This window comes from Streptomyces sp. NPDC038135 (assembly GCF_055601245.1).
In genome coordinates this window covers 44,202-65,373 of the sequence record NZ_JBVJXS010000004.1, presented here as the reverse complement: position 1 = coordinate 65,373, position 21,172 = coordinate 44,202, and the positions used below count along the sequence as shown (strand labels likewise).

At 69.0% G+C, this 21,172-nt stretch carries 20 protein-coding genes and 1 pseudogene; 13 read left to right on the top strand and 8 right to left on the bottom strand.

Annotated elements, in window-relative coordinates; genetic code table 11:
* Positions 1 to 7 precede the first annotated feature (7 nt).
* From ACZ7JA_RS12105 to ACZ7JA_RS12095, 3 genes are all read left to right on the top strand, one after another.
* Positions 8 to 2,083, top strand: a complete 2,076-nt coding sequence (locus ACZ7JA_RS12105; RefSeq protein WP_470808012.1) for a glycosyltransferase family 4 protein — start codon at positions 8 to 10, stop codon at positions 2,081 to 2,083.
* A gap of 76 nt (positions 2,084 to 2,159) precedes the next feature.
* Positions 2,160 to 2,408, top strand: coding sequence for a hypothetical protein (locus ACZ7JA_RS12100; protein ID WP_470808011.1), 249 nt, complete (start codon positions 2,160 to 2,162; stop codon positions 2,406 to 2,408).
* Positions 2,409 to 2,721: 313 nt separating this feature from the next.
* Positions 2,722 to 3,075, top strand: coding sequence for a carboxymuconolactone decarboxylase (locus tag ACZ7JA_RS12095; protein WP_351668498.1), 354 nt, complete (start codon positions 2,722 to 2,724; stop codon positions 3,073 to 3,075).
* A gap of 9 nt (positions 3,076 to 3,084) precedes the next feature.
* Here the strand turns inward: ACZ7JA_RS12095 and ACZ7JA_RS12090 are convergent, their stop codons facing one another.
* Both ACZ7JA_RS12090 and ACZ7JA_RS12085 read right to left on the bottom strand, forming a co-directional pair.
* Positions 3,085 to 3,258: a hypothetical protein gene (locus ACZ7JA_RS12090; RefSeq protein ID WP_470808010.1), complete on the bottom strand. Its 174-nt coding sequence runs from the start codon at positions 3,256 to 3,258 to the stop codon at positions 3,085 to 3,087.
* A 192-nt stretch (positions 3,259 to 3,450) separates the two neighbouring features.
* Positions 3,451 to 3,957: pseudogene (locus ACZ7JA_RS12085) on the bottom strand (Ig-like domain repeat protein); the annotation flags it as partial.
* Positions 3,958 to 4,501: 544 nt separating this feature from the next.
* Here ACZ7JA_RS12085 and ACZ7JA_RS12080 point away from each other — a divergent pair.
* Together ACZ7JA_RS12080 and ACZ7JA_RS12075 are read left to right on the top strand one after the other, a co-directional pair.
* Entirely contained in the window at positions 4,502 to 5,227 is a 726-nt protein-coding gene (locus ACZ7JA_RS12080) for a DUF6333 family protein (protein WP_470808009.1), read from the top strand.
* Positions 5,228 to 5,395: 168 nt separating this feature from the next.
* Complete coding sequence (locus tag ACZ7JA_RS12075; RefSeq protein WP_470808008.1) at positions 5,396 to 7,864, top strand: hypothetical protein; 2,469 nt, start codon at positions 5,396 to 5,398, stop codon at positions 7,862 to 7,864.
* A gap of 413 nt (positions 7,865 to 8,277) precedes the next feature.
* Here ACZ7JA_RS12075 and ACZ7JA_RS12070 read toward each other — a convergent pair whose 3' ends face one another.
* Entirely contained in the window at positions 8,278 to 8,634 is a 357-nt protein-coding gene (locus tag ACZ7JA_RS12070) for a PRC-barrel domain containing protein (protein WP_351668490.1), read from the bottom strand.
* Between the two features lie 172 nt (positions 8,635 to 8,806).
* On the opposite strand from ACZ7JA_RS12070, the gene ACZ7JA_RS12065 reads away from it, so the two are divergent.
* A complete protein-coding gene (locus ACZ7JA_RS12065; RefSeq protein ID WP_470808007.1) occupies positions 8,807 to 9,196 on the top strand; it encodes a hypothetical protein in 390 nt (129 codons plus the stop codon).
* A 168-nt stretch (positions 9,197 to 9,364) separates the two neighbouring features.
* On the opposite strand, the gene ACZ7JA_RS12060 is transcribed toward ACZ7JA_RS12065, so the two are convergent.
* A complete protein-coding gene (locus ACZ7JA_RS12060) occupies positions 9,365 to 9,910 on the bottom strand; it encodes a TetR/AcrR family transcriptional regulator (RefSeq protein WP_351668486.1) in 546 nt (181 codons plus the stop codon).
* Between the two features lie 107 nt (positions 9,911 to 10,017).
* On the opposite strand from ACZ7JA_RS12060, the gene ACZ7JA_RS12055 reads away from it, so the two are divergent.
* Both ACZ7JA_RS12055 and ACZ7JA_RS12050 read left to right on the top strand, forming a co-directional pair.
* Positions 10,018 to 10,875 (top strand): alpha/beta fold hydrolase, encoded by an 858-nt coding sequence (locus tag ACZ7JA_RS12055; protein ID WP_470808006.1) that lies wholly within the window; start codon positions 10,018 to 10,020, stop codon positions 10,873 to 10,875.
* A gap of 175 nt (positions 10,876 to 11,050) precedes the next feature.
* Entirely contained in the window at positions 11,051 to 12,298 is a 1,248-nt protein-coding gene (locus tag ACZ7JA_RS12050; RefSeq protein ID WP_470808005.1) for an ANTAR domain-containing protein, read from the top strand.
* Positions 12,299 to 12,444: 146 nt separating this feature from the next.
* Here ACZ7JA_RS12050 and ACZ7JA_RS12045 read toward each other — a convergent pair whose 3' ends face one another.
* Entirely contained in the window at positions 12,445 to 13,662 is a 1,218-nt protein-coding gene (locus ACZ7JA_RS12045; protein ID WP_470808004.1) for a PP2C family protein-serine/threonine phosphatase, read from the bottom strand.
* Between the two features lie 459 nt (positions 13,663 to 14,121).
* On the opposite strand from ACZ7JA_RS12045, the gene ACZ7JA_RS12040 reads away from it, so the two are divergent.
* Complete coding sequence (locus ACZ7JA_RS12040) at positions 14,122 to 14,880, top strand: SDR family oxidoreductase (protein WP_470808003.1); 759 nt, start codon at positions 14,122 to 14,124, stop codon at positions 14,878 to 14,880.
* A 78-nt stretch (positions 14,881 to 14,958) separates the two neighbouring features.
* A complete protein-coding gene (locus ACZ7JA_RS12035; protein ID WP_389305501.1) occupies positions 14,959 to 15,570 on the top strand; it encodes a VOC family protein in 612 nt (203 codons plus the stop codon).
* A gap of 335 nt (positions 15,571 to 15,905) precedes the next feature.
* Here ACZ7JA_RS12035 and ACZ7JA_RS12030 read toward each other — a convergent pair whose 3' ends face one another.
* Complete coding sequence (locus tag ACZ7JA_RS12030) at positions 15,906 to 16,148, bottom strand: hypothetical protein (RefSeq protein WP_450743496.1); 243 nt, start codon at positions 16,146 to 16,148, stop codon at positions 15,906 to 15,908.
* Between the two features lie 238 nt (positions 16,149 to 16,386).
* Here ACZ7JA_RS12030 and ACZ7JA_RS12025 point away from each other — a divergent pair, with 238 nt between their 5' ends.
* The gene (locus tag ACZ7JA_RS12025; protein ID WP_470808002.1) at positions 16,387 to 17,487 is read left to right on the top strand and encodes a hypothetical protein; all 1,101 of its coding nucleotides are present in this window, start codon (positions 16,387 to 16,389) and stop codon (positions 17,485 to 17,487) included.
* Between the two features lie 294 nt (positions 17,488 to 17,781).
* Here ACZ7JA_RS12025 and ACZ7JA_RS12020 read toward each other — a convergent pair whose 3' ends face one another.
* Positions 17,782 to 18,051: a DUF4190 domain-containing protein gene (locus tag ACZ7JA_RS12020; RefSeq protein ID WP_468890724.1), complete on the bottom strand. Its 270-nt coding sequence runs from the start codon at positions 18,049 to 18,051 to the stop codon at positions 17,782 to 17,784.
* A 215-nt stretch (positions 18,052 to 18,266) separates the two neighbouring features.
* On the opposite strand from ACZ7JA_RS12020, the gene ACZ7JA_RS12015 reads away from it, so the two are divergent.
* On the top strand, positions 18,267 to 18,869 hold the full coding sequence (locus ACZ7JA_RS12015; RefSeq protein WP_470808001.1) for a hypothetical protein: 603 nt from the start codon (positions 18,267 to 18,269) through the stop codon (positions 18,867 to 18,869).
* An 82-nt stretch (positions 18,870 to 18,951) separates the two neighbouring features.
* Here ACZ7JA_RS12015 and ACZ7JA_RS12010 read toward each other — a convergent pair whose 3' ends face one another.
* The gene (locus ACZ7JA_RS12010; RefSeq protein ID WP_470808000.1) at positions 18,952 to 19,587 is read right to left on the bottom strand and encodes a TetR/AcrR family transcriptional regulator; all 636 of its coding nucleotides are present in this window, start codon (positions 19,585 to 19,587) and stop codon (positions 18,952 to 18,954) included.
* Positions 19,588 to 19,676: 89 nt separating this feature from the next.
* On the opposite strand from ACZ7JA_RS12010, the gene ACZ7JA_RS12005 reads away from it, so the two are divergent.
* On the top strand, positions 19,677 to 21,140 hold the full coding sequence (locus ACZ7JA_RS12005) for an amidase (RefSeq protein WP_470807999.1): 1,464 nt from the start codon (positions 19,677 to 19,679) through the stop codon (positions 21,138 to 21,140).
* Positions 21,141 to 21,172: the final 32 nt, after the last annotated feature.

Sequence of the window (21,172 nt, the reverse complement as noted above, 5' to 3'; positions counted from 1 at the left end):
AGAGACGGTGGCCGTAGCCGTATCCGCCACACCCGCACAGCACGACGCCACGCGCTGTGCGGACGCGGACCCGCTGATCGCCGCGCGCCACGCGTTCTACGCAGCTCCCCGCGCCGGCGCCACGCACTCGTCCGCGCTCCCGCAGAGCGGTGAGGAAGCGGCACCCGGTGACCTCGGCCGTCTGCTGGAGGCCGAGTACTCGTGCGGGCCCCGCAGCGTGCCGTCGGACCGGCAGCCGCGACTCAGCCGCGAGGACGTCACCACCGCGGCCCTGCGGCAGGCATGCCGGCTCGCCGTCCCCCTCACCCCCGACGCGTTGCTGACCCAGGCCCACGGCGGCCCCCGGACGACCGCAGTCCTCACGGAGATGTGGCCGCAGACCGTGCAGCGGTACGGAACGGCATGGGCCGAGGAGGCCCTGCACCGCGAGCTGCGGGCGTACTCGTCGGACGCCACACGCACGGCCCTGCTGCTCGATCTTGCCGAGTCGACCGGACTGCGCCCGGTCACCGCGGCCGACGCGGCGGCCCTGGCCGCGGCGGGGGACCGCGCCGTGCGGCACGCCGCATGGCGCTACCTGCACCGGCACCCCGAGGGGGCGGCACACCTTCCCGATCGCGGGGCAGCAGCCGACTCCTACGAGCACCTCCTCCTCAGCCCCCACTTCCCCGCGAGCGGGGAAGAACCGGCCCGGGCGGGCCTCGTGATCGCTCAGGCCATGCTCGTCGGTGGACTCGACACCCCGGGCCAGGGCCAGAGCGGCGGGCTGTCCGTCCTGCTGGGCGGCCTCGGCGACCACATCGCGGCGCACCAGGACGTGGCGACCGTCATCACCGTAGTGCCTGCCGGGCACAAGGAACTCGTGTCCGACCCCCGCCTCCTGCGTCAACGCCGACCAGGACACCACGTACTGCACCTGCCGGTCGACGCACCGGCCGCGCCCCAGCAGCACCGGATGCACGAGCACCGCGCGGCGCTCGCGTGGTGGGCCACGCGACTGCTGCGGGCCCTGCCGCGACCGGTGGACGTGCTGCACCTGCGGTACGCGGACGACGGCAGCCTGGCTCTCGCCCAGGCGGCCCGGCGTACCGGCACACGCCTCGTCTTCACCGCGACGCCGGATCCCCACCGGGAGATCGCGGCCAGATACTCCGGGGCCGGCCGCTCCGATCCGGAGGCGGGCGAACGCCTCCGGCACGATCTGCACCGGGTCTTCCTCGCCGACCGCCTCGTCGAGCACGCCGACACCGTGATCGGCATCCCCGGCCGCGAGGGCACCCGTGAGCTGGTCAGGTACTTTCCCGTCCTAGGCGCCCGCTACGGCGTCGCGGGCCCGGCCGCGCCGCCCGAGGGAATCGCCCCCTACGTCCCGGCCGTGAACGAGTCGACTCTGCGGACGGCGATGCTGGGCGACCTGTTCAGCGACGGTGGACGGGACGACGCCCTGGCCGTGCGGGACCGCGAGCTGCCCCTCCTGCTCTGTGTGGGCCGCCTGCACCCCATGAAGCAACAGGACTTGCTGCTGCGGACCTGGCTCGCCACCGGGCTCTGGCGCCGGACCACGCTGATAATGGTGGGCGGCAGCACCGACCAGCCCACCCCGACCGAGCACCGGATACGCACCACCTTGCGCGAACTCGTACAAAACCAGCCCGCGGCGGCACGCCGTCTGGCTCTCCTGCCCGCCATGCCCAACGACCAGGTGCGCCGCCTGGAGCGAGCTCTCGCCGATCCGACCGGAGGAGTCCGCGCCTGGTACGTGTGCCCCAGCCGCAAGGAGGAGTTCGGCATCGCCATCCTCGAGGCCATGGAAGCCGGACTTCCCGCAGCAGCCCCGCGCCGCGGGGGAGTGGGCCACTACCTCTCCGACGGCGTCAACGGAATGCTCATGGACACCGCTTCCTCGGCCGGACTGGCCCACGGCCTGCGCCGACTCACCGCACTGCCCGAAAGCCGGCGCCGCCGTCTGGCACAGGCCGCGCGCCGGACGGCGACGGCGCGCTTCTCGGTGACCGACATGGCGGACGCCCTGGTCGGCGAGTACGCCCGGACAGAGCGGACGGCCCACGAAACCGCCCATTGATACCGGCGAAGCCCGCCTCCACCATGTTGCTGTACCTCGCCGCACACGGCAGGGAGGCGTGAGGTACAACTACGCCATGACGACTCGACCGACGCAGGCGATGTGGTGGGCTGAAATGGCGATCTGCCTCGCCGCGGCGGCCGTGACTTTCACGGGCGCCGTCGCCGCTCTGGGGTCATCGGCAGCCCCAGGGCGCCACGTGACCTTGGACGGCGGGGCTTCCATTTTGCTGCTCGCGCTGTCCGCAGGCGTCGGCATCTTCGTGAGCGGCCGGTTCAGGGCGTGGGGCCTGCGCCGGCAGGCCGCGTCCGGCGGACGGTCATGAAACCCGTCGTGGCAGCGACGCCACCGTGGGCTCGGATCCCACCGCCTCCGCACGATGAGCGGTGAGCGGTGAGCGGTGAGCGGTGAGCGGTGAGCGGTGAGCGGTGACAACAGCCTCTGACCCCATGCCCACGCTGCGGTCCGATGCCTGAGCCTCACGGCCCGACCCGCCGGGGCGGTATCTGGTCAGCGTGCGGGCGGCCGGGTCGGCCTCTACGGTGAAAGGACAATTCAGGGGGAAGGCTGGTGCGCGGTTCCCTGTGTCGCTGCCGGTTGCCGTGTGCCTTGCCCAGCACGGAAGGTGGGTACCTGTGATGGCTACCTCGTCCGACGCTCCGGTCCTCGAAACGCTCGCGGCGATGACGATGGATTCGATCGAGCACTGTGGGATGGACGCAGCACCGCTGATCCTCACGCGCATTGCCGCGCTCGCGGCGATGGATGCTCCGGCGATCTCCTACCTTGCGCATGTCGATCCCGCGATCAAGGCGAATCTGACGGTGGAGCAGGTGCAGGATGTGCTGGTGGCGATCGCTCCGGTGATCGGTACGGCGCGAGTGATGGCGGCGGCCGCGCACATCACCGAGGCGCTGGGCTTCGCCGTTGCCGTGGCGGAGTCCGACGCGGAGGCGATGGCCATGGCGGAGAGCGAAAGCCGGAGGTCCTGAGGGCCCGATTCAGAGTGCCGTGTATGGCAGCCGCGGACCGAAGTCGACGCTCCGATCCGCCTCCCTCATGATGCGAGCGGCTTCGGTGTTCACCTCGGTGGGGACGTCGCCGCGTTCCCGGACGAGCCTGTCGTAGATCGGCGCATCGCCCCAGGTGTACCGGATGTGGTCATGCTGGCTCACTGCCGTGTCCCTTCCCCGTGTGTATAAACGGTTAGCGAGTGTACGGGGCACGGCGTGTTCAACCCGCCGCGGGTCGGCCACCGGACCACCCCGTGGGACTTCGGGGTCCGCCTGGCCGCTCCTGCGCGGGCCAGGAGGGCGGGCGGCGGCCGGGTGGAGAAGGCCTCGCGGAGGCCTTCTCCACCCGGGCGGTCAGTTGGTGAAGGTGAAGTACTTCCAGGCACCGTGCGTGGTGGAATTGACGCTGTCGCCGGATGAGCCGTTGACGTACGACGAGCGCATGCGGGCGCGGACGCCGGCTGCGCCCGCTGCCTCCAGGCGCACGGCCGACTTGCCGCCTGATCCCAGGGCGAAGTACTCCGAGCCGGAGTCGTGCCAGGAGCCCTGGTAGTAGACCTGGAGCTGGAAGCGCTGCTTGCGGCCGGCGTAGTAGGTCATGGTCGTGGTGAACACCGGGTCGGTGTTCTTGTGGAAGTAGTAGTAGTACGTGGAGCCGATCCGGCCCGTCTTGTAGTGCTTGGAGACGCTGGTGGAGACCTTGACCTGGGCGTACGCCGTGGACTTGACGGTCTTCGACGCATAGCGGGCGTCACCGGCGAAGACCGCGGTGACGGCGGTGTCGCGGGTCATGTCGACGGTCGCCGACAGGTTGCCGCCGGAGTTGACCTTGGCCGTCTTCAGCAGCTTCTTCGGCTTGTCGTCTTGCCGCCGGACGGATCGGAGACGTAGACCCGCTGGTGGGCTCCGTCCACGATGATGTCGCCGACCGCCTTCACCGGAAGGACCTTTGCCGAGTCGGCCGACGCCGGACCCGCCATGCCCCCTATCAGGGACGCGGAGCCAAGGACGACCGAAAGTGCCGTCGCGATCGAGATGCTGCGCCTGCGCACAGTGCTGTGCCCCCCACAGAAGAAGCCCGGTGATGTCCGGGCGGTAAGAAACCGCGGCGCGTCTTACCTGCCCCCTCCGACGGTGCCAGGACGCTGCCGCAGACGAAGCGTATGGCATGCCAGCGACAATCGCGGCCCGTACAAGCGCGACCGTATGAGGGGCTGGCGGGGAGGCTGCGCAGCGCCCCCGACTCCCGTCTGTGGGGATCCCCGCGGTGACGTGCCGTACGCACGAATGACATGCCGCGATCGGGAATCCCAGCCTCACCCCGCTGCGTCATCCGAACGCGATGACCACACTAGGTCCCAGTCGTCTCCGCGTGGGCGGAGCGGATGCCACTACGGTAACGCCCATGACTGGCAACGGATTCTGGACTGTCCCCGCAGACCACATGACGACCGGTAGTGGTACCCGCTATGAACTCACCGTCGTGCGGCCTCCTGTCACCGTCGATGCCAGGGACCTGCCGCCCAACGATGCCGCTGCGGCCCTGGAGTTCGCCCGCTCTCTCGACATGATCGATGAGGTGCTGGAAGACCTCGGGCCGCGTCAGGGCAGCGACATGCTCACCGTGCGCACCCGTGCCGACCTGGACATCGTGCAGGTGGGGGTGTGGGGGAACGTCATGTCGGTATCGGACCCCGGCTATGCGGATGACGGCAATGACACCCCGATGCTGTATCAGGCCGGGCTGCTGCGTGAACGCTTCCCCGATGCGCTCCTCGTGGGTCGGGTGGAGGTGCACTGCGGGGCCGAGCACACCGAAGACCTCGTGATGCTGCCGGGCGGCCCCATGTTCCACGCGTGCGGATGGCCGGGCGATGAACCGTTCGTCGTATCGGGTGATCCGGCCGCCGTCATGGCGGCCTGCGGTGTCACCACCGAGCTGCTGGAAGACCTGGACGTCATCTTCGACCTCGACGACGACCCGAACCAGAACGACTGGGGGGCGCTGGCGACGGCGTGCCTGGGCGATGCGGACCCGTGGGGACGGTCGGGTCTCTTGTCGTCGTCGCTGCGGGTGAGGCACACGGACGTGGCGACCAGCCGTATGGAGTCCCTGTTCTTCACCCGCTGACAGATCGTCAACTCTCTCTGGAGTATCGAGGTGACGCGCCGATGCCGTCTTAACTACTGCTTACCTGAAGGCAGTTGAGGCTAGGGTGGCAGCGCGGCGCGTACATGCCACGGGGGCCCCATGGCGTCGCCCCACACCCCTGGCCCCACCAGAGGGAAGACCACACTCTTGAATACAGCACTGCGCATACCCGAGCGGTGGCGCCTGGCGGGTCGCGTCCTGGCCGCGTTCGGGATCGCCTCGGCGGTCACCGTGACCGGCCTGCCCGGCGTCGACACCTCCGGCACCGCAGTCGCCGCCGGTCCCGCGGTCACCACCAAGATCCGTCCCGGCGCGAAGCGCTGCGACGAACGCAACCTGGGCAAGGCCTACGGCACCACGCCGCGCGACTCCGGGTTCCCCAACGACCCACTGGGTGCGAACTTCAACGCCTCGTCCAGCCTGCCGAAGAACTTCAACTACAAGCTCCCCGGACGAGCGTACGACGGGCTCGGGCCCCCGACGGCGGCGGACAAGGCCAAGGCCATGTCCAAATTCCCGAACAACACGGAGAAGAACTACAAGGCGTGGCAGAAGGTCGCCGACGCGTCCGGTGACCCCGCTGACCGGGCCATGGAGATCTATGCCCGGTTCTTCAACAACAACGAGGGCCTGACCTTCGACCACTGGTTCGAGAACCGGTACATCCGGAATCAGACCAACAACTCCAAGGGCTCCGCGTTCGAGCGCCAGTTGGTCAAGGACTTCCGTCTCATCGGTCCGGACTGGCTGTGCGAGGTCACCGTCGACCTCATCGACGCGCAGGGCAACGTGGTCGACTCGCGTCGCTACGACGCCTACAACAAGAAGTCCAAGGAATTCAACGAGTTCAAGTCCAACAGCGAGCTGACGAACAAGCAGCTCGGCAAGGATCGCAAGATCGCACGCCTGATGCCGGACCACAAGTTCCGCTTCACCGGCGCCAAGCCCTTCACCGACGGCCAGAAGAAGAAGATCAACGACTTCAACCGGTACGTCTCCCGGCTGCGCCCCGGCGCCGTCAACCCGGTCCGCGGCAATCAGCGCCTGTACAATTCGATCCCGCAGACCACCCCGATCCGCGGCTACTCGCGCTACGACCGGTGGTTCGCCCCCGGATGCCAGGGCGCCGGCACCACCACCCTCGCCTCCCTCGGCTCCGCGTCCACCTGCGGAACCCGCGGCCCGCTCAACGAGCGCATCAACAACTCCGGCCGCACCCTGAACGAAGCCAAACAGATCCAGGCCGGAGCGCGCCGCTTCGACCCGCGCGGCACTCTCCCGCGCGGCGGCCCGGGCGGCGTCGACTTCACCACCATGGAGCTCCGGTACGTCGGTGGCCTCGGCAAGGGCAAGGGCATGCAGTACTCCATGCGCGCCGACCAGATGCCCGACCCGGACAACAACCCCGGCTACGGCGGTCAGACCCGCATGAACCTGTCCTCCGACGCCCTGTTCACATGGCTGGCGCTCACCCCGGACAAGTTCTGGGTGAACCTGAACCCGGACCAGCCGGACAAGGTCATGGACGCCACGTTCGGCAAGACAGACGCAGGCCGCGTCCTCCTCGAAGCCGACCTCATGATGAAGCACGACTTCGCCGAGGCCCTCAATCCGGACAAGCACGTGGAGGGCAAGCGGTACTGGGACACCGCACCCCGGCGCAACGGCATCCCCTGCTTCCCGGGCACCCGCTTCTGGATCGAGCCCGAGCCCGCCAAGGTACGCGAGCAGGACGGCGGCATCTACATCCTCGACTCGCCGATGAAGGTCTCCGACCAGTGGCTCGACGTCGACTACCACGTGCCCGGCTCGACCGAGTGCACCGACCTGACCAAGGCCGAGAAGACCGCGATCGAGGACAGCGTCCGCCTCAACGTGATCCCGCTCATCCAGGACCGCGTGAACAAGGACCCCAAGTACGCCGACCTGCGCGCCGTCTACAACGCCCGCGTCGCCGCCGAGTACATCCGCCAGCAGGACGCGAAGTCGCCCAACGACTTCCACAAGATGATCAACTCGAACGACGTGTCCGCGTGGCCGCTGCGAGCCCCGAACCAGAACTGGACCCGCGACCAGGTCTGGAACCGGTACATGGACTCGATCAAGAAGGGCATCGAGTGGTTCGAGCTGAAGTACGGCGGCAAGGTCTACCAGCAGGGCGTCGGCGGCGTCGACTTCTCCAAGCAGCCCAAGCAGAACATCACCCGCACCCGCTTCAACGTCGAGAACCGCGACCTGGACAACACCACCCGCAACTCGACCAAGTCGGATGACGCGTCCTACCGGGACACCGACACCCTCTACCTCGGCGGCGGCCCGGCCAAGGCCAACGGGAGTGACCCGGGCGGCGACCCCGCCCCGACGCCGAAGCCGACCCACACCGGCGGCGGCAAGCCCACCGGCAAGCCGACCGACCCCGTCACCCCGCAGCCGACCCGGAGCGGCGGCGGCCAGGCACCGGCCACCTCCGCGCCGAACACCCCCGATCCGGACGGCGACCTCGCCCACACCGGCAACACCGTCCCCATCGGCCTGATCACCGGCATTTCCGCCGCCCTGGTCGCAGCCGGAGGCACCCTGTGGTGGTGGATGCGCCGCCGCCGCACCACCGGCTGAAATCCCCCACCAGCGCCCCAGAGCGCGCGCCGACCACGCGAAGGGGCTCCCTCCGGCTGCACGGGACGCTGCCCACGAATCCGCCCCGCTGGATCTCATCCAGCGGGGCGGATCCGCGTGGTGGGGTGGGGGAGGCGGGTGCCGGCGGCGCGCTCCGAACCGCGCCGGACGGCCCGCGTCCACGGGAGCCGTCCGCGCTGCATGACCGGTCGCCTCGGTCGGCTGGAAGCACGGACGCGACACCCTGCCACCCGCCCCCGCACCCTGCCCGGACGAGCCCCCGCACCCTGCCCGGACGAGCCCCCGCGCCCACTGGCGGGACGAGCTCAGGTCTGACGACACATCACTCGATATCGAGGGGGCCGATGCCCCAGGCCGACGGCCCGGGGCTCGAACCCCCTCAACTGTCGGGGTCAGTGTCCGGAGCCGCCTGTCTGGTAGTGGCCGCTGATCTGGTCCCGGTAGGCGGGGTCGCCCAGGTGCTTGTCCTCATCGAACTCCGGCGCGCTCTTGATCTGTTCCTTGGAGCGGGCGACGCTGACGGTCCTCGCGTCATGGTCGATGTTGGTGATCGTCGCGGCCGGGAGCAGGACCTTCTTGCCGAAGATCCAAACGCCGGTGTCGACGACGATGTACTGCGATCCTACGTCGCTTGAGTGCTTGTCGACCTTGCCGATGCCGCCGTCCGTTGCCTCCACCGCGTAGCCGGTGAGATCGGCGTCAGGAGTGTGGCCTGCCGTGGGCGCGTAGTTCCACATGTTCTCAGTCATGCTCGTCCTCCGTTGGTGCTTGTCGAGGAATGCGCGCATCCCCGGACTGCGTCTCGGGAACTCCATCTGTCCGTGAAGCGCAGTGGCAAACACGTGAGGCCGACATCTCGGGCAGGCCGTGCGAGTGCTGGGAAGGGGCCCCTGGCGACCAGTACCCGCGTAGGGTGCTCCAGTGTTCAATCGGCTTGAGGTCAGCATGTTGTGGGCGGGTCCCCGATGGGCTGCCCAGCTGCAGCTCCGGATCGACGGCGAGGACGTGGTGGCCGAGGCGGTCGGAGGGGGAGGCCGTGGCCCCTTCACGGACGAGGCGCTGCCCGCCGACGGTCGCGCTCCGCTCTGGGCGACCGGCGAGGGCCGACGCGTAGTGCTGGGCGAGCCCGAGTGCACAGGCGGATGCTGCGGCTACCTCTCCGTGTTCGTGCAGCGTCACGGCGGGATCGTGGAGTGGTCCGACTGGCAGGTGCCGACCGGCAGGGCGCAACTCCCAGCGTTCTGCTTCGACGCCGATCAGTACGACGCGGAACTGACCAGAGCAATGAGAGAGCGGCCGCCGCAGGTATGAGGAGTCATTGGCGCGCACCGGTTCCGCCCTGGGAGTGAGTGGCCGTCAAGCTGTGCCAGTGGCTGAACGAGTACGCGTTCGTGAGATCGATGACGATGAGGACCGGCGCCTGCTGCGAGTCATTCGGAGAGGCACCGGTTCGGTCGAAGTGCACGGGCGGCCGGCAGATCAGGTCCCGCCGGCCTGAAGGATTGCGGTGCGCAGCAAGTTGGCCATCGATCGGCCGGCCACCCGCAGGGGTTCCGGATCACGGGCGGCGCGGCTGAGCATGAAAGCCCCTTCCAGCATCATGACCATCGAGTACGCGAGGGACTGCGCCGTCTTCGGTTCGGCCACCCAGCGGCCGAACCACTGCGTAGCCGTGCCCACCCACTGCTCGAAGACCTCCGCCGTCGCGACCCGCAACACCTCATTGCTGCTCGCCACTTCGAGGGCCACTGTTCCGATCGGGCACGCGTCGGCATAGTCCGCCGCCGCGAGGTCGTCGGCAGCCGCTTCGAATGCACGCTCGAGGGACTCCACCGGGTCCGGCACGCTGTCCAGCAGAGCCAGGACCATTCGGCCGTACTCGGTGCCGGACGTGCGGATCATGTCCTCGGCCAGTTGCTGCTTACCGCCGGGAAAGAAGTGGTAGATCGAGCCGAACGGTGCATCCGCCTCTGCTGCGATCCGCTTCAGGCCGGTGGCCGAGTAGCCGTGACGGCGGAACAGCACTGCAGCGGCACCCTGGATTCTGGCTCGTGTGTCCGTTTGTCCCATTGTCTTCCACTCCCTCCTCCTCCAAGATTACAGTAGAACGATCTATCAAGAAGGGGGTCGCGATGCCGAGTATCGAGTTGTCGTACGGACCGATCGACTACCAGGACACCGGCGGTGAGGGGCCTGTGCTGGTGTTCGGCCACGGCCTGCCGATGAACGAGACCCAGTGGCGCAAGGTGGTCCCGCTGCTGGACGGATACCGTTGCGTCCTGCCCACGCTGCCCCTGGGTGGCCACCGCCGGCCGATGAACCCGGATGCCGACCTCTCCCAGCGCGGTGTCGCCCGGCTCCTGGGCGAGTTCATCGAGAAGCTGGGCCTGGGCCAGGTGACCCTCGTGCTCAATGACTGGGGCGGGGGCCAGTTCCTGATCTCGGAGGGGCAGGACCAGAAGATCGCGCGCCTGGTGCTGGTGGCCTGCGAGGCCTTCGACAACTTTCCCCCCGGGCCGGCCAAGGCCATGGCCCAGGTGTGCAGGGTTCCCGGCGGCGTCTGGCTCCTGACGCGCCTCATGCGCGTTCCCGCCTTCCGCCACAGCCGGGGCGGATACGGAGGGATGAGCCTGCGTGGGATTCCCGACGAGATCATGGACGACTGGTTCGCTCCTGCCACCCGCAGCAGGGCCATCCGCAGGGACTTCGCCAAATTCGCCACCGGGGCCCCCGGACACAGGACCTTGCTCGCCTGGAGCGAGCGACTGCGTGACTTCGACCGCCCGGTACTGGTCGTCTGGGCGACCGAGGACCGGTTGATGCCGCGTGAGCACGGCCCCCGGCTGGCCGAGCTGTACCCGCAGGGCCGGCTGATCGAGATCACCGGCTCGTCCACCCTCGTCCCCGAGGACCAGCCCGAACGACTCGCCCAAGTACTCACCGACTTCCTGATCCACACCGGAGCGGAACCGTTCCGGCACGTGTCCTGAGTACGGGGGCGGACGAGGTCAAGGGATGGACGTCTCGTTCGCGGAGCTTGTGACCACGCATGCAAGGGGTTGCGTCTGGTATCGCTCGCTGCCCCAGATCATCACTTTTGTCCCCTCGCTTCCGCGTCCTTGCATACGTGAAGAGCCGAATACACGGTGACAGCGCGGTCAAGCCGTGGCCGACGTCGGGAGCGAGGCGAACACGATGATGGTGAGCGACAAGAGGCTGCCGGTGACATCAGGTGTCCACCAGGTATCGGTGATCAGCCTGTCCGGGCCGCTGGATGCCGACAGCTGCGTCCCACTCATGCGAAGTCTGCGGAAGGGGCGCAGCAACCGCACGGAACGGCAGGGACAGCCGCTGATCCTCGACATGGCCGGTGTGCCGCTGATCTCTGCCTGTGCCTGCCGCACCCTTCAAAGGGCCATCGAACGTGACCATGCGCCGCTCCTGGTGATCGCCGCGCCACCACGAGTCCGCAGAGCCCTCGACCACCACGAGATCACCGGCATGCGCCAGTACCGCACCCTTGCCGAAGCCCTTACCGCGCTGTCCGCGCCGGGCGACATGTTGACGACGGACAGGATCCCGCCCGCCCCTGAGCCGGAGGAGCCCGAGGTGCTGCACGAGCAGATGCTCGACCTGCAGGCCAAGGCCCGCACCAGCGGCATGATCGGCGTCGCCCAAGGCATCCTTCTGACCCGCTACGGCCTGTCGAAGCCCTCCGCCGCACTCGACCTCCTCAAGGAGACCTCTCAGCACTTCAACGTGCCGCTGCGCGTCCTCGCCTCCGCCGTCATCACGGCTCCACCGCCACGACACGCCGATCAATGGTTCTTCGGGCGCACCACTCGAACCGCGCCACCGGTGGCAGGGTTCCTGCGCGCCCACCGCGTGAAGCCTTCCCAGCGGCGCCAGGTGCTGATCGCGACCATCTCCAAGGCGGTGACCGTGACCGACGCGGACGCAGCCGAACTGCACCTCAAGGATGCGGCGCAGGACGACGTACTCGTGCTGGAACAGCACCAGGGGCTGGATGCCGCCTATCGTGATCAAGCCGCCCTCGTCGCCGGCCCGCCCGCAGTATGCGCGCGGGTGCAGCAGCGGCTGGAGCCGGTGACGGTGCCCGACGTCGCGACCGATGCCGCACTGTCAACGCACCCCGTCGGCCGGGCTCTGCTCGAGGCGGGCACCCGGGCCGTTCACGGCCTTCCCCTGATCACGCCCGACGGCCACTGCACCGGGACACTGACCGTCCACCGCTCCCAACCGGGCACATGGCTGTCCGGCTCACAGCAGCAGACACTGGGCGTGCTCGCGGTCGAAGTCGCGTCATGGAGTTCCTGGTACCGCCGCACGATCATTGTCGATGCCCTCGAGCACCTGCATCAGCACCGCACACACCGCCCCGCCACCCGTTGATCACACATAGGCAAGGCCCGTGAGTATCACTGACTGCGTGCCGCACTCGACGAGCGCGGCGCCCCCCGTGCCTCTCGAGGCCACCTCGCAGCGCGTACGGATGTGGTCGCCGCGTTGGAAGTGGGCGACGCGAGCGTCGGTTCGGATCAGAGGCTGACGACGACCAGGGCGGTGTCGTCGGTGACCCCTTCGGCGGGGATGAGGTCGTGCATCACGGCGTCGGCCAGTGCTTCAGGGTTGGTGAGCTCCCTGTGGCAGGTCAGGGCATCGGCGAGTTGGCCGAGTCCGACGTCGATGTCCTGGTGCCGGCGTTCGATCAGGCCGTCGGTGTAGAGCAGGAGGGTGTCGCCGTCGGTGAAGGCGCTGACGGCTTCCGGTCGGGGGCTTGGGTCGAAGGCGGCATCCAGCGGCGGATCGGTCGCCTGGTCCAAGAACTCCACCGTGCCGTCGCCGCGCAGGAGGACCGGGGGAGGGTGGCCGGCGCTGGAGTAGGTGATGAGGTGGCGGCTGAAGTCGATGAAGGCGGTCACCACGGTGGTCGACTCGGCGCCGGTGAGGGAGTGCGCGTACCGGCCGAGGACTTCCAGGGCCTGCGCGGGGCCGGCGGCGACCCGGGAGGTGGCGGACAGGGCGCTGCGGAGTTGGCCCATGATGCCCGCGGCCTCGAGGCCGTGACCGACGACGTCCCCGACAGCGACGGCGATCTTGTCGCCGTCGTAGAGCTGGACCAGGTCGTACCAGTCGCCGCAGACGTTGAGGGAGCCGACCGCGGGCCGGTAGCGGACAGCGATCCGGTGATGGGCGATCGGGGCCGGCACGGGGAGCATGGCGCGCTGCAGCGCGAGGGCGACCTCACGCTCCCGGGCATGGGCGCGACGCAGGCGCTCGTTGACTTCGTGCAGCTGCCGCATGCGGCTGAAGAGCTCGGCCTCGAGCTGGCGTGAGCCGTCCGGACGGCTGGCGGCCCGCAGGAGTTCGGTGACCTCCTCGACTCGGTGGATCACCAGGGCGATGTGGCCGTCGGGGGTGAAGACCGGCGCGTTGACGGGACTCCAGTAGCGTTCCTCCCACTGACCCGGGCGCTGCGCGGATTCCACGTCGTAGCGCTGCAGGTCCATGGTGTCGATCTCATGGTTGGCCAGGACCGCGCGCAGGGATGCTTCCAGGTTGCGGGCGCCGGAGGCCGACGGGTCCTGCGGGTTGTCGGGGAAGACGTCGAAGAGGTAGCGGCCCACCACCTGGTCGCGGCTGCGTCCGGCCTGCCGCAGGAACGCCAGGTTGGCGTCGGCGAACACCAGGTCCGGAGTCAGCAGAGCAACGGCGCCGGGCAGTGCTTGGAAGACTGCCGCGTAGTCGATAGCCATTGAGGCAGGATAAGGACAGGAAGGGTGCGAAAGGGGTTTTGTCGGCGTCATGAGTTTACTCGGCCCGGGTACCGGGCCGGCCGGCAGCGCTCCTCCTTTTCTGGGCCCTGCCGGGTCCGGGACCTCCTACTCGGCCAGGCGCCTTCGCTCGTCTCTACGCAGTAGAACGCGTCCGGCTCGGCGAAGACCCCGCCTGCTTCACCACCCATTCCTGAGCCGCGCCACGCCGCCCCGGGCCCGTCCCTCTGGGCGCCAGACCCCGGATGCGCCCAGGCCAGACGAGTGCCAGACTGAGAGCCACGAGCTCGGCCGGCTGTGGCGGTCGACCCTGACCGCCCGCCTTCCCCTCCTCTCGGCTCCGCAGGTCGTCTCGTACTGGGCCTCGGGAGACACGGAGACGCATAGGTGTGGCGTGCGGAGGGACACCCGCCAATCGCGTTCGTACTACGGGGAGTTGCTGTGAGTGCGAAGGACGGAGGGGCCCGTTCAGCAGACGGATGGCTGGCCGGGCGAACGGTCGTGGTCGTGGGAGGAAGTTCAGGGATCGGTCTGGAGACCGCGCGACAGGTGCGTGCGGCAGGCGGTGAAGTGGTGCTCGCGGCACGCGACGCCGACCGGCTCGAGCGGGCGGCGGACGACGTGCGCCCCCTGAGCACGGCCGCGTTCGACGCCCTGGACACCGACCGTCTGGAACGCTTCCTGCACGGACTGCCGGATCCCGTCGACCATGTGCTGGTCACGGCGGGCAGCCCGTCGTACACACCCCTCGACGGACTCGACCTCACCGACGCCGGACGTGACTTCGGTGGGCGTCTCGCGATGATGCTGGCGGCCGGCCGGGCGAGCCGGGAGAAGGTCCGGCCAGGAGGAACGCTGCTGTTCATCGGCGGCACGGGCGGGCGCCGGCCCGCGGCCGGGATGGCCGTGACGGGCGCGCTCACGGCGGCGCTCCCGGCGCTGACCGCGAATCTGGCACTGGAGCTGGCCCCGGTCCGGGTCAACCTCATCGCGGCCGGGTTCGTGGACACACCGCTCTCGGCCTCTCTGCTGGGTGACCAACTCGAAGCGCGTCGGGAACAGTTGAGGAAGACGCTACCCATCGGGCGGGTCGTCGGTCCGGCCGATGTCGCGGCCCTGGCTCTGCACATCATGGCCAACGGCGCCCTCACCGGCGCCACGTACGACATCGACGGCGGCCAGCAGTTCGTAGCGCACTGACCATCCGACCAGCACGTCGGCTCGCATCGCGGACCGGCGGCGTCGGTCCGCCTCCGATCCGGAGACACAATCATGGACATGAAACTCGAGGTCGTCGTAGTGCCGGTGTCCGACGTCGACCGGGCCAAAGAGTTCTACACGGCGCTGGGCTGGAGACTCGACGCGGACATCGCCCCCGACGCCGAGTTCCGGGTGGTTCAGGTGACGCCTCCGGGTTCACCGGCATCGGTCATCTTCGGCACCTCCGTCACGGCGCAGGCGCCAGGCTCGGCCCAGGGTCTGCACCTGGTGGTCGACGACATCGAGGCCGCTCACGAGGAGTTGACGCGGCGCGGTGCCGACCCGAGTGAGGTGTTCCACGATGCCGGCGGTGTTTTCCACCACGCCGACACCGACGCCCGGGTACCGGGTCCCGACGCGGGACGCGGCAGCTACGGCTCCTTCCTCTCCTTCACCGACCCGGACGGCAACGGCTGGTTCCTGCAGGAGATCACCAACCGGCTGCCCGGACGGCTGGACCCCGCTACCACCGAATTCGCCTCGGCGGAGGGCCTGGCGAGTGCCCTTCGCCGCGCCGCCGCGGCCCACGGCGAACACGAGGCACGCATCGGCGCGGAGGACCCCGACTGGCCGGACTGGTACGCGCGCTACATGGTGAGCGAACAGTCCGGAGCGGAACCACCGTCGTAAGGCGTACGGCTCAGAACGCGCGCCCGCGAGGCACGGCGGTCGCTCCTGGACGCATGCGCCGCCGTACCACCGGGGAGAGCGGACCGCGAAACCCATGAGCCGAGGGCGGGGTCCGCGGCCCCGGTCCGGGAGGCGGTAGCGCGGCCGACCGGAACTGGCAGCCGGTATGCCGCCATCGCGGTGCGGCGGTAGCGCGGTGACGGAACAGGCGAGGCATCGCGCGGAGGCAGCGGCGGTGCAGACGCATGTGCGCCTGCACGCGCACGAACCCGTCGGCCTGTCTGAGCGCGGCTCTACCGCGTGCTTCATCGGCCGCCGCCACTTGACGGACTTGCTCACGGCCTGAGCCGGTCCTGCTGCACGTCGAAGCGGACCAGTCCCATCGACTCCGCGACGGCCGCCGCGTAGGCGGACGCTTCCTCGGCCATACTCCATCGCATGGCGAAGTAGATCAGAGGTCCGCTGGCCTCATCGATCAACGGGCCGGTCGACCAGGGTGAGGTGTCCTCGTCGTCCTCGGTGATGTCACGCCACCGCTCAAGCAGCGCGGCCGCGTAGGACGCCCTTGAGGCTCCCACACCACACTGACCACCGACCGGGCCGTTTGAACAGCACAAGCGTCAGCTGCGAGAGGCGACGTCCAAAGACGCCTTTTGCGTCCTCGTGCGGGTGGACTTTGCGCCATGGGCGGCCCTAGACCCCATGCAGCGGGCATGGACGATGCGCCCGGTCAGGTCGGTGGGCCGCGCGTGTGACCTGCACGCGCACGGCCCCCGTCGGCCCGGGTGGTCCCATCACTGCATCAAGGAGTCCTTCATGCGTCGTCCTCGTTCGGTGTCTCCACGTCGCACACGCACAACAACCCGGGTTCTCGCCATCTGCCTTGTCGCCGGACTCACCTCGGCCGCCACCTCCGTCGGCGCCCACGCCGAGACACACGTAAGGTGCGACACGGCGTCCCTCAACGAGGCGATCGCCGCGGCCAACGCCGCCGGAGGCGGCACGATCACCCTCGCCAGCCGCTGCGTGTACAACTTCACGACGCCGTTCAGCGGCGAGGACGCGACACCGGCCATCACCGTCCGGCTGAACTTCGTGGGCAACGGCGCCGTCCTTCGCCGGGACCCGTCCAGCACGGCCCGCTTCCGGCTGCTCGACGTCGGGGTCGGCGGCACGGCCACGCTGAGCCGAGTCACAGTCGAGAACGGCAACGTGACCGGCGACGGCGGCGGCATCCTCGTGCAGTCCGGGGGGACCCTGAACGCGAAGTCCGTGACGGTCAGGAACAACACCGCGGGCGGCGACGGCGGCGGAATCGACGACCAGGGAACCCTGAGACTCACCGACTCCCGGATCCACGACAACACGGCCGGAGGGTTCGGCGGAGGCCTTGCGATCCAGCCCCGCGAAACCACCACCGCAGGCGGCACCGCCACCGTCGAAGGCTCCACGCTCTACGGCAACACGGCCAACAGCTTCGCCGGGGGAGGACTGTTCAACGACGGCGGCACCGTCACCGTCTCCAACAGCTCGGTCACCGGCAACCACGTCAACGCCGGTGACGGCGCCGGCCTGTGGAACGACTCCCAGATGACCGTCAACGACAGCACCATCGCCGACAACGTCGCCCGTGACCACGGAGGGGGCGCCACGAACGCGGACGGCGGGCGCCTCACCTTCAATGGCAGCACCGTCCGGAACAACTCGGCCGGCGTGCAGGCAGGCGGCATCTACAACGTCAACTCCGGCTCCATCCTCGTCCTCAACGTCAGCCGCGTCACCAGGAACAAGGCGGGCGGCGCTCCCGGAGGGGTGTTCAACGGCGCTGGAAGCACCGTGGTGAACAAGCAGTCCGTCATCAGGGAGAACACCCCGACGAACTGCAGCCCGTCGCCCGTCCCCGGCTGCGTCAACTAACTCACTCCCGCACAGGGCCACTCGACCGCAGGGGCTGGCCGCGGCCCCTGCGGCACCGCTGGTACGCCTTACCGAGGAAAGGCCCACCGGAACGAGGGTCGCCGCGAGCGGACGACGGGCCGGCGGGAGGCGTGCTCCGTCACCAGCACCCCCCGCGACGGCATCCACGACGCGCAGGACCCGTCCACCTCATGCCGGCGCCGCCTCTCGACGGCGGGGCCGAGCGGCGGCGCAGGTGTGCGTTCATGCCCTCGCGGCGGCGCATGGAGTCCGTGCGCCGCCAGGGCGTGCAGGTCAGCCGATGTGCCAGGTGAAGCTGCCGCCGTTGTTGGCGGCGACGACGAACATCACGATCATGAGAAGGATGTCGAGCACTCCGAGGCCGATGTCCCACTTCGCCATCACGGAACCGGTCCGGCGCAGCGCCACGGCTCCGAAGACTATGGCCAGCGGCCCCAGGACGATGGGCAGGATGAACAGGCCGAGGATGCCGCAGACCAGTCCCGCGATCGCCAGTCCGCTCGTCCGGCTCGTCTTGTGCGTGCCTGTGCTGTAGGACGACATCGACATCTCCCAACCTGTTGTGATGAGGTTCTTTTCTCTGCTTTTGGTTTCCTTCTGGTTGCCCGACATCGACGGGTCATGCTTTCGGGGCGCGAGCAAGTCCTGGCTCGGGACGCACAGTTGGGGCATGGCGCCGTGGTTTGCTTGTAGGCAGCGCCAAGATCATCTCAGTCGGCGCCGGAGCCGTTCGGGTCAGCTGACCATAGGGTGCCTGTGTGGAAGAGATCCCCTGGTTCGAGTGCAACGACAACGACCTGGAGCCGGCCCAGCGAGAGTTCGCCCATGTCCTCCAGGACCGTGCACGGTTCTGGCCCGTCCAGCCCATCGACACCGTCCTGCTGCCTGCGGACCACACTCCATACGGAGTGCTGCTGGCCTACCTCGACATCGATGCCCCCCGGCACAACTGCATCGTGCTGACGGTCGGTGTCCACTTCGACGGGGCCCGTGCCCGCGGCGACAAGCTCCACAATCAGGACTTCACTCTCCCGAGCGACCCCACCCCCCTCGCTCTCGACGTGACCGGGAGCCCCCTGACGACCGCGAACCGAACAGCAGACTGGTTCGAGGCGATCCTCAGGCGTCCCATCGTGCGCAACGAATGGCTGCCTGATGGGGTCGTGTACGCGACGAGGTACGCATACGCCGACACCGGCACGGGCCTCAGCCAAGGCTATGAACCTTCCGCAGCCCCGCCCGGGCGGATCAAGCGCCGGACCGCCGAGGGATTCAACCGTGGTGACGGCTGGGTCGACACCTTCGGCCTGGGGCAACCAGACCGCGTCGTTCACGTCAGAGGCACTGACACGACGCAGTGATTACCCCATCGGGCGATGAAGTGGCACGGCATGCAGCCGCACGGGACATGAGAGGCCCTGAGCGGCCTAAGAACCCCGAGCGTCAGACGGCCTTTCGGGGGCGGGCGATGCCAAGGCGTTCCCATATGCCGGACAGATGCGCGTGCAGGACTGCCTCGGCTTCCTCTGCGGTCAAGTGACCTATGAGCACGTGGCTGGTGAGACCGTCGGCGAGTGCGAGCAGGGTGCAGGCCTCGTACTGCGGGCTGGGCGACGCAACGCCTTCGCCCACCGAGCCGCTCTCTGTGGCCTCCGTTATAAGGCGGACGACGAGGTTCTGCAGGGCCGCGTAGCTGGTTCTCAGCGGGCCGGCGAGCGACTCGCCGAGAGCGGCCTGAGCTACGAAGGCGAGCCAGATCCGCGCTTCGGCGCGGTGTTCTTCGCGGAGCAGGGCAATCTCGTCGGCCGCGTGCTCCAAGGCCGCTGCGGCCGACTGATCCGGGCTTGCGGCCAGGCGGTTCCTTACACGTTCGGTGATGCGCTCACCTACGTGGTCGACGGCGAAGAGAAGCATCTCGTCCCTGCTGCGGAAGCAGCGCTGAACGGCTCCCACGGAGACCTGCGCGCGAGCGGCGACGTCGCGGATGCTCACTTTCTCCAGACCGTGCTCGTCGGCGAGGAGGCAGACGGCCTCGGCGATCCGGCGGCGTCGGCTCTCGTAGTCAACCTGCTTGGGCATGCTGGGCACCCTCCTTATTCCAATACGACCGTATCGCTTCCGGGCTAAGGTTCGGGCACAAGCACTTCGGCATCCGGATGGGAAGCGCGATGATCAGGCAGGACGCCCTATGGGCGATGACGGCCGCCGCCCAGGCGGAGGCGGTCCGAGGCGGACGAATATCGGCGGTTGAACTCATCGACAGCCATCTGCACCGCATCGCCGAGGTCAACCCGCAGGTCAATGCGGTCACACAGCTGATGGTCGAGCAAGCCCGCGAGGCCGCGGCGCACACGGACCAGCGGCGGGCAGCGGGCGAAGAGCTCGGGCCGCTGGCCGGCGTGCCGTTCACGGTGAAGGAGACCACAGCTGTCGAAGGCGTACCGACCACACTGGGAACGGCACGCTTCCGCGACCTGGTGGCCCCGGCCGACGCGCCCCCGGTGGCCCGGCTACGCGCGGCGGGAGCCATACCGATCGGCCACAGCAACATGCCCACCTTGGTCCTGGCGGGGATGCACACCCGCAGCGAGTTGTTCGGCGACACCGCCAACCCGTGGAACCGGAACCGAACCCCGGGCGGAAGCAGCGGCGGCGACGGAGTGGCCGTCGCCACCGGCATGGCACCACTCGGACTCGGTAACGATTCCGGCGGATCCGTGCGGATCCCGGCCTCCTTCTGCGGCGTGACGGGACTGAAGCCGACCACCGGACGGTTCCCCGCCGACCACCGTGTCCTCGGTCCGGACGACCCTGGACCAGCCTCACAGATGCTGGTCACCGACGGCCCCCTGGCCCGTACGGTCGCCGACCTGCGGCTGGCATTCGAGGCGCTGGCCGGGACCGACCCGCGGGACCCACGGGCCGTACCCGTGCCCCTCTACGGCGAACCGCTGCCGAGGCCGGTCAGGGTCGCGCTCGTCACCAACCCCGGCGGTCACGGTGTCCACCCCACGGTCCACCGCGCCGTCACGGCGGCAGCGGACGCGCTGCGCGACGCGGGTTACGACGTACGGGAGATGGCGGACGTCCCGCGGCTGGACGAGGCACTCGAGGCATACAGCCGGATCACCGTGACCGAATTCGCCCCGACCTGGCCGGTGGTGCGGAAACCGCTCGGCGAAGGCGGGGACCGCTACATCCAGATGGCCATGGACAAGACTCCGCCGGCGAACGCCGCAGAGCTCACGAAGCTGATGGGGACCTGGCTCGGCATCCGCCGCTCCTGGGCAGAGTTCCTCGACGAGTACCCGCTGCTACTCGGACCGGTGTTCACCGAGCCGCCCGTCGAGCCGGGCCTTGAGTCACACGACGAGGCGGGACGGGAGCGAGTCGCCAAGGGCATGCGCCTGTGCACGGTGACCAGCTTCGTGGGCGTCCCCGCGGTCGCCGTACCAACCGGAGTCGACGACGGGCTGCCGTCCGGCGTACAGGTCATCGGGCGGGCCTTCCGGGAAGATCTGTGCCTGGCCGCTGCCCAGGCGATCGAGGACCGCCTCGGCGTGCTCACGCCGATCGACCCTCGCCCCGAAGCCCCGGCTGCCGCAAGGGAGATGTACGACAGTGGGCACTGAGAGGTGTTTCTCGTGATTCCCGCACCATCTGG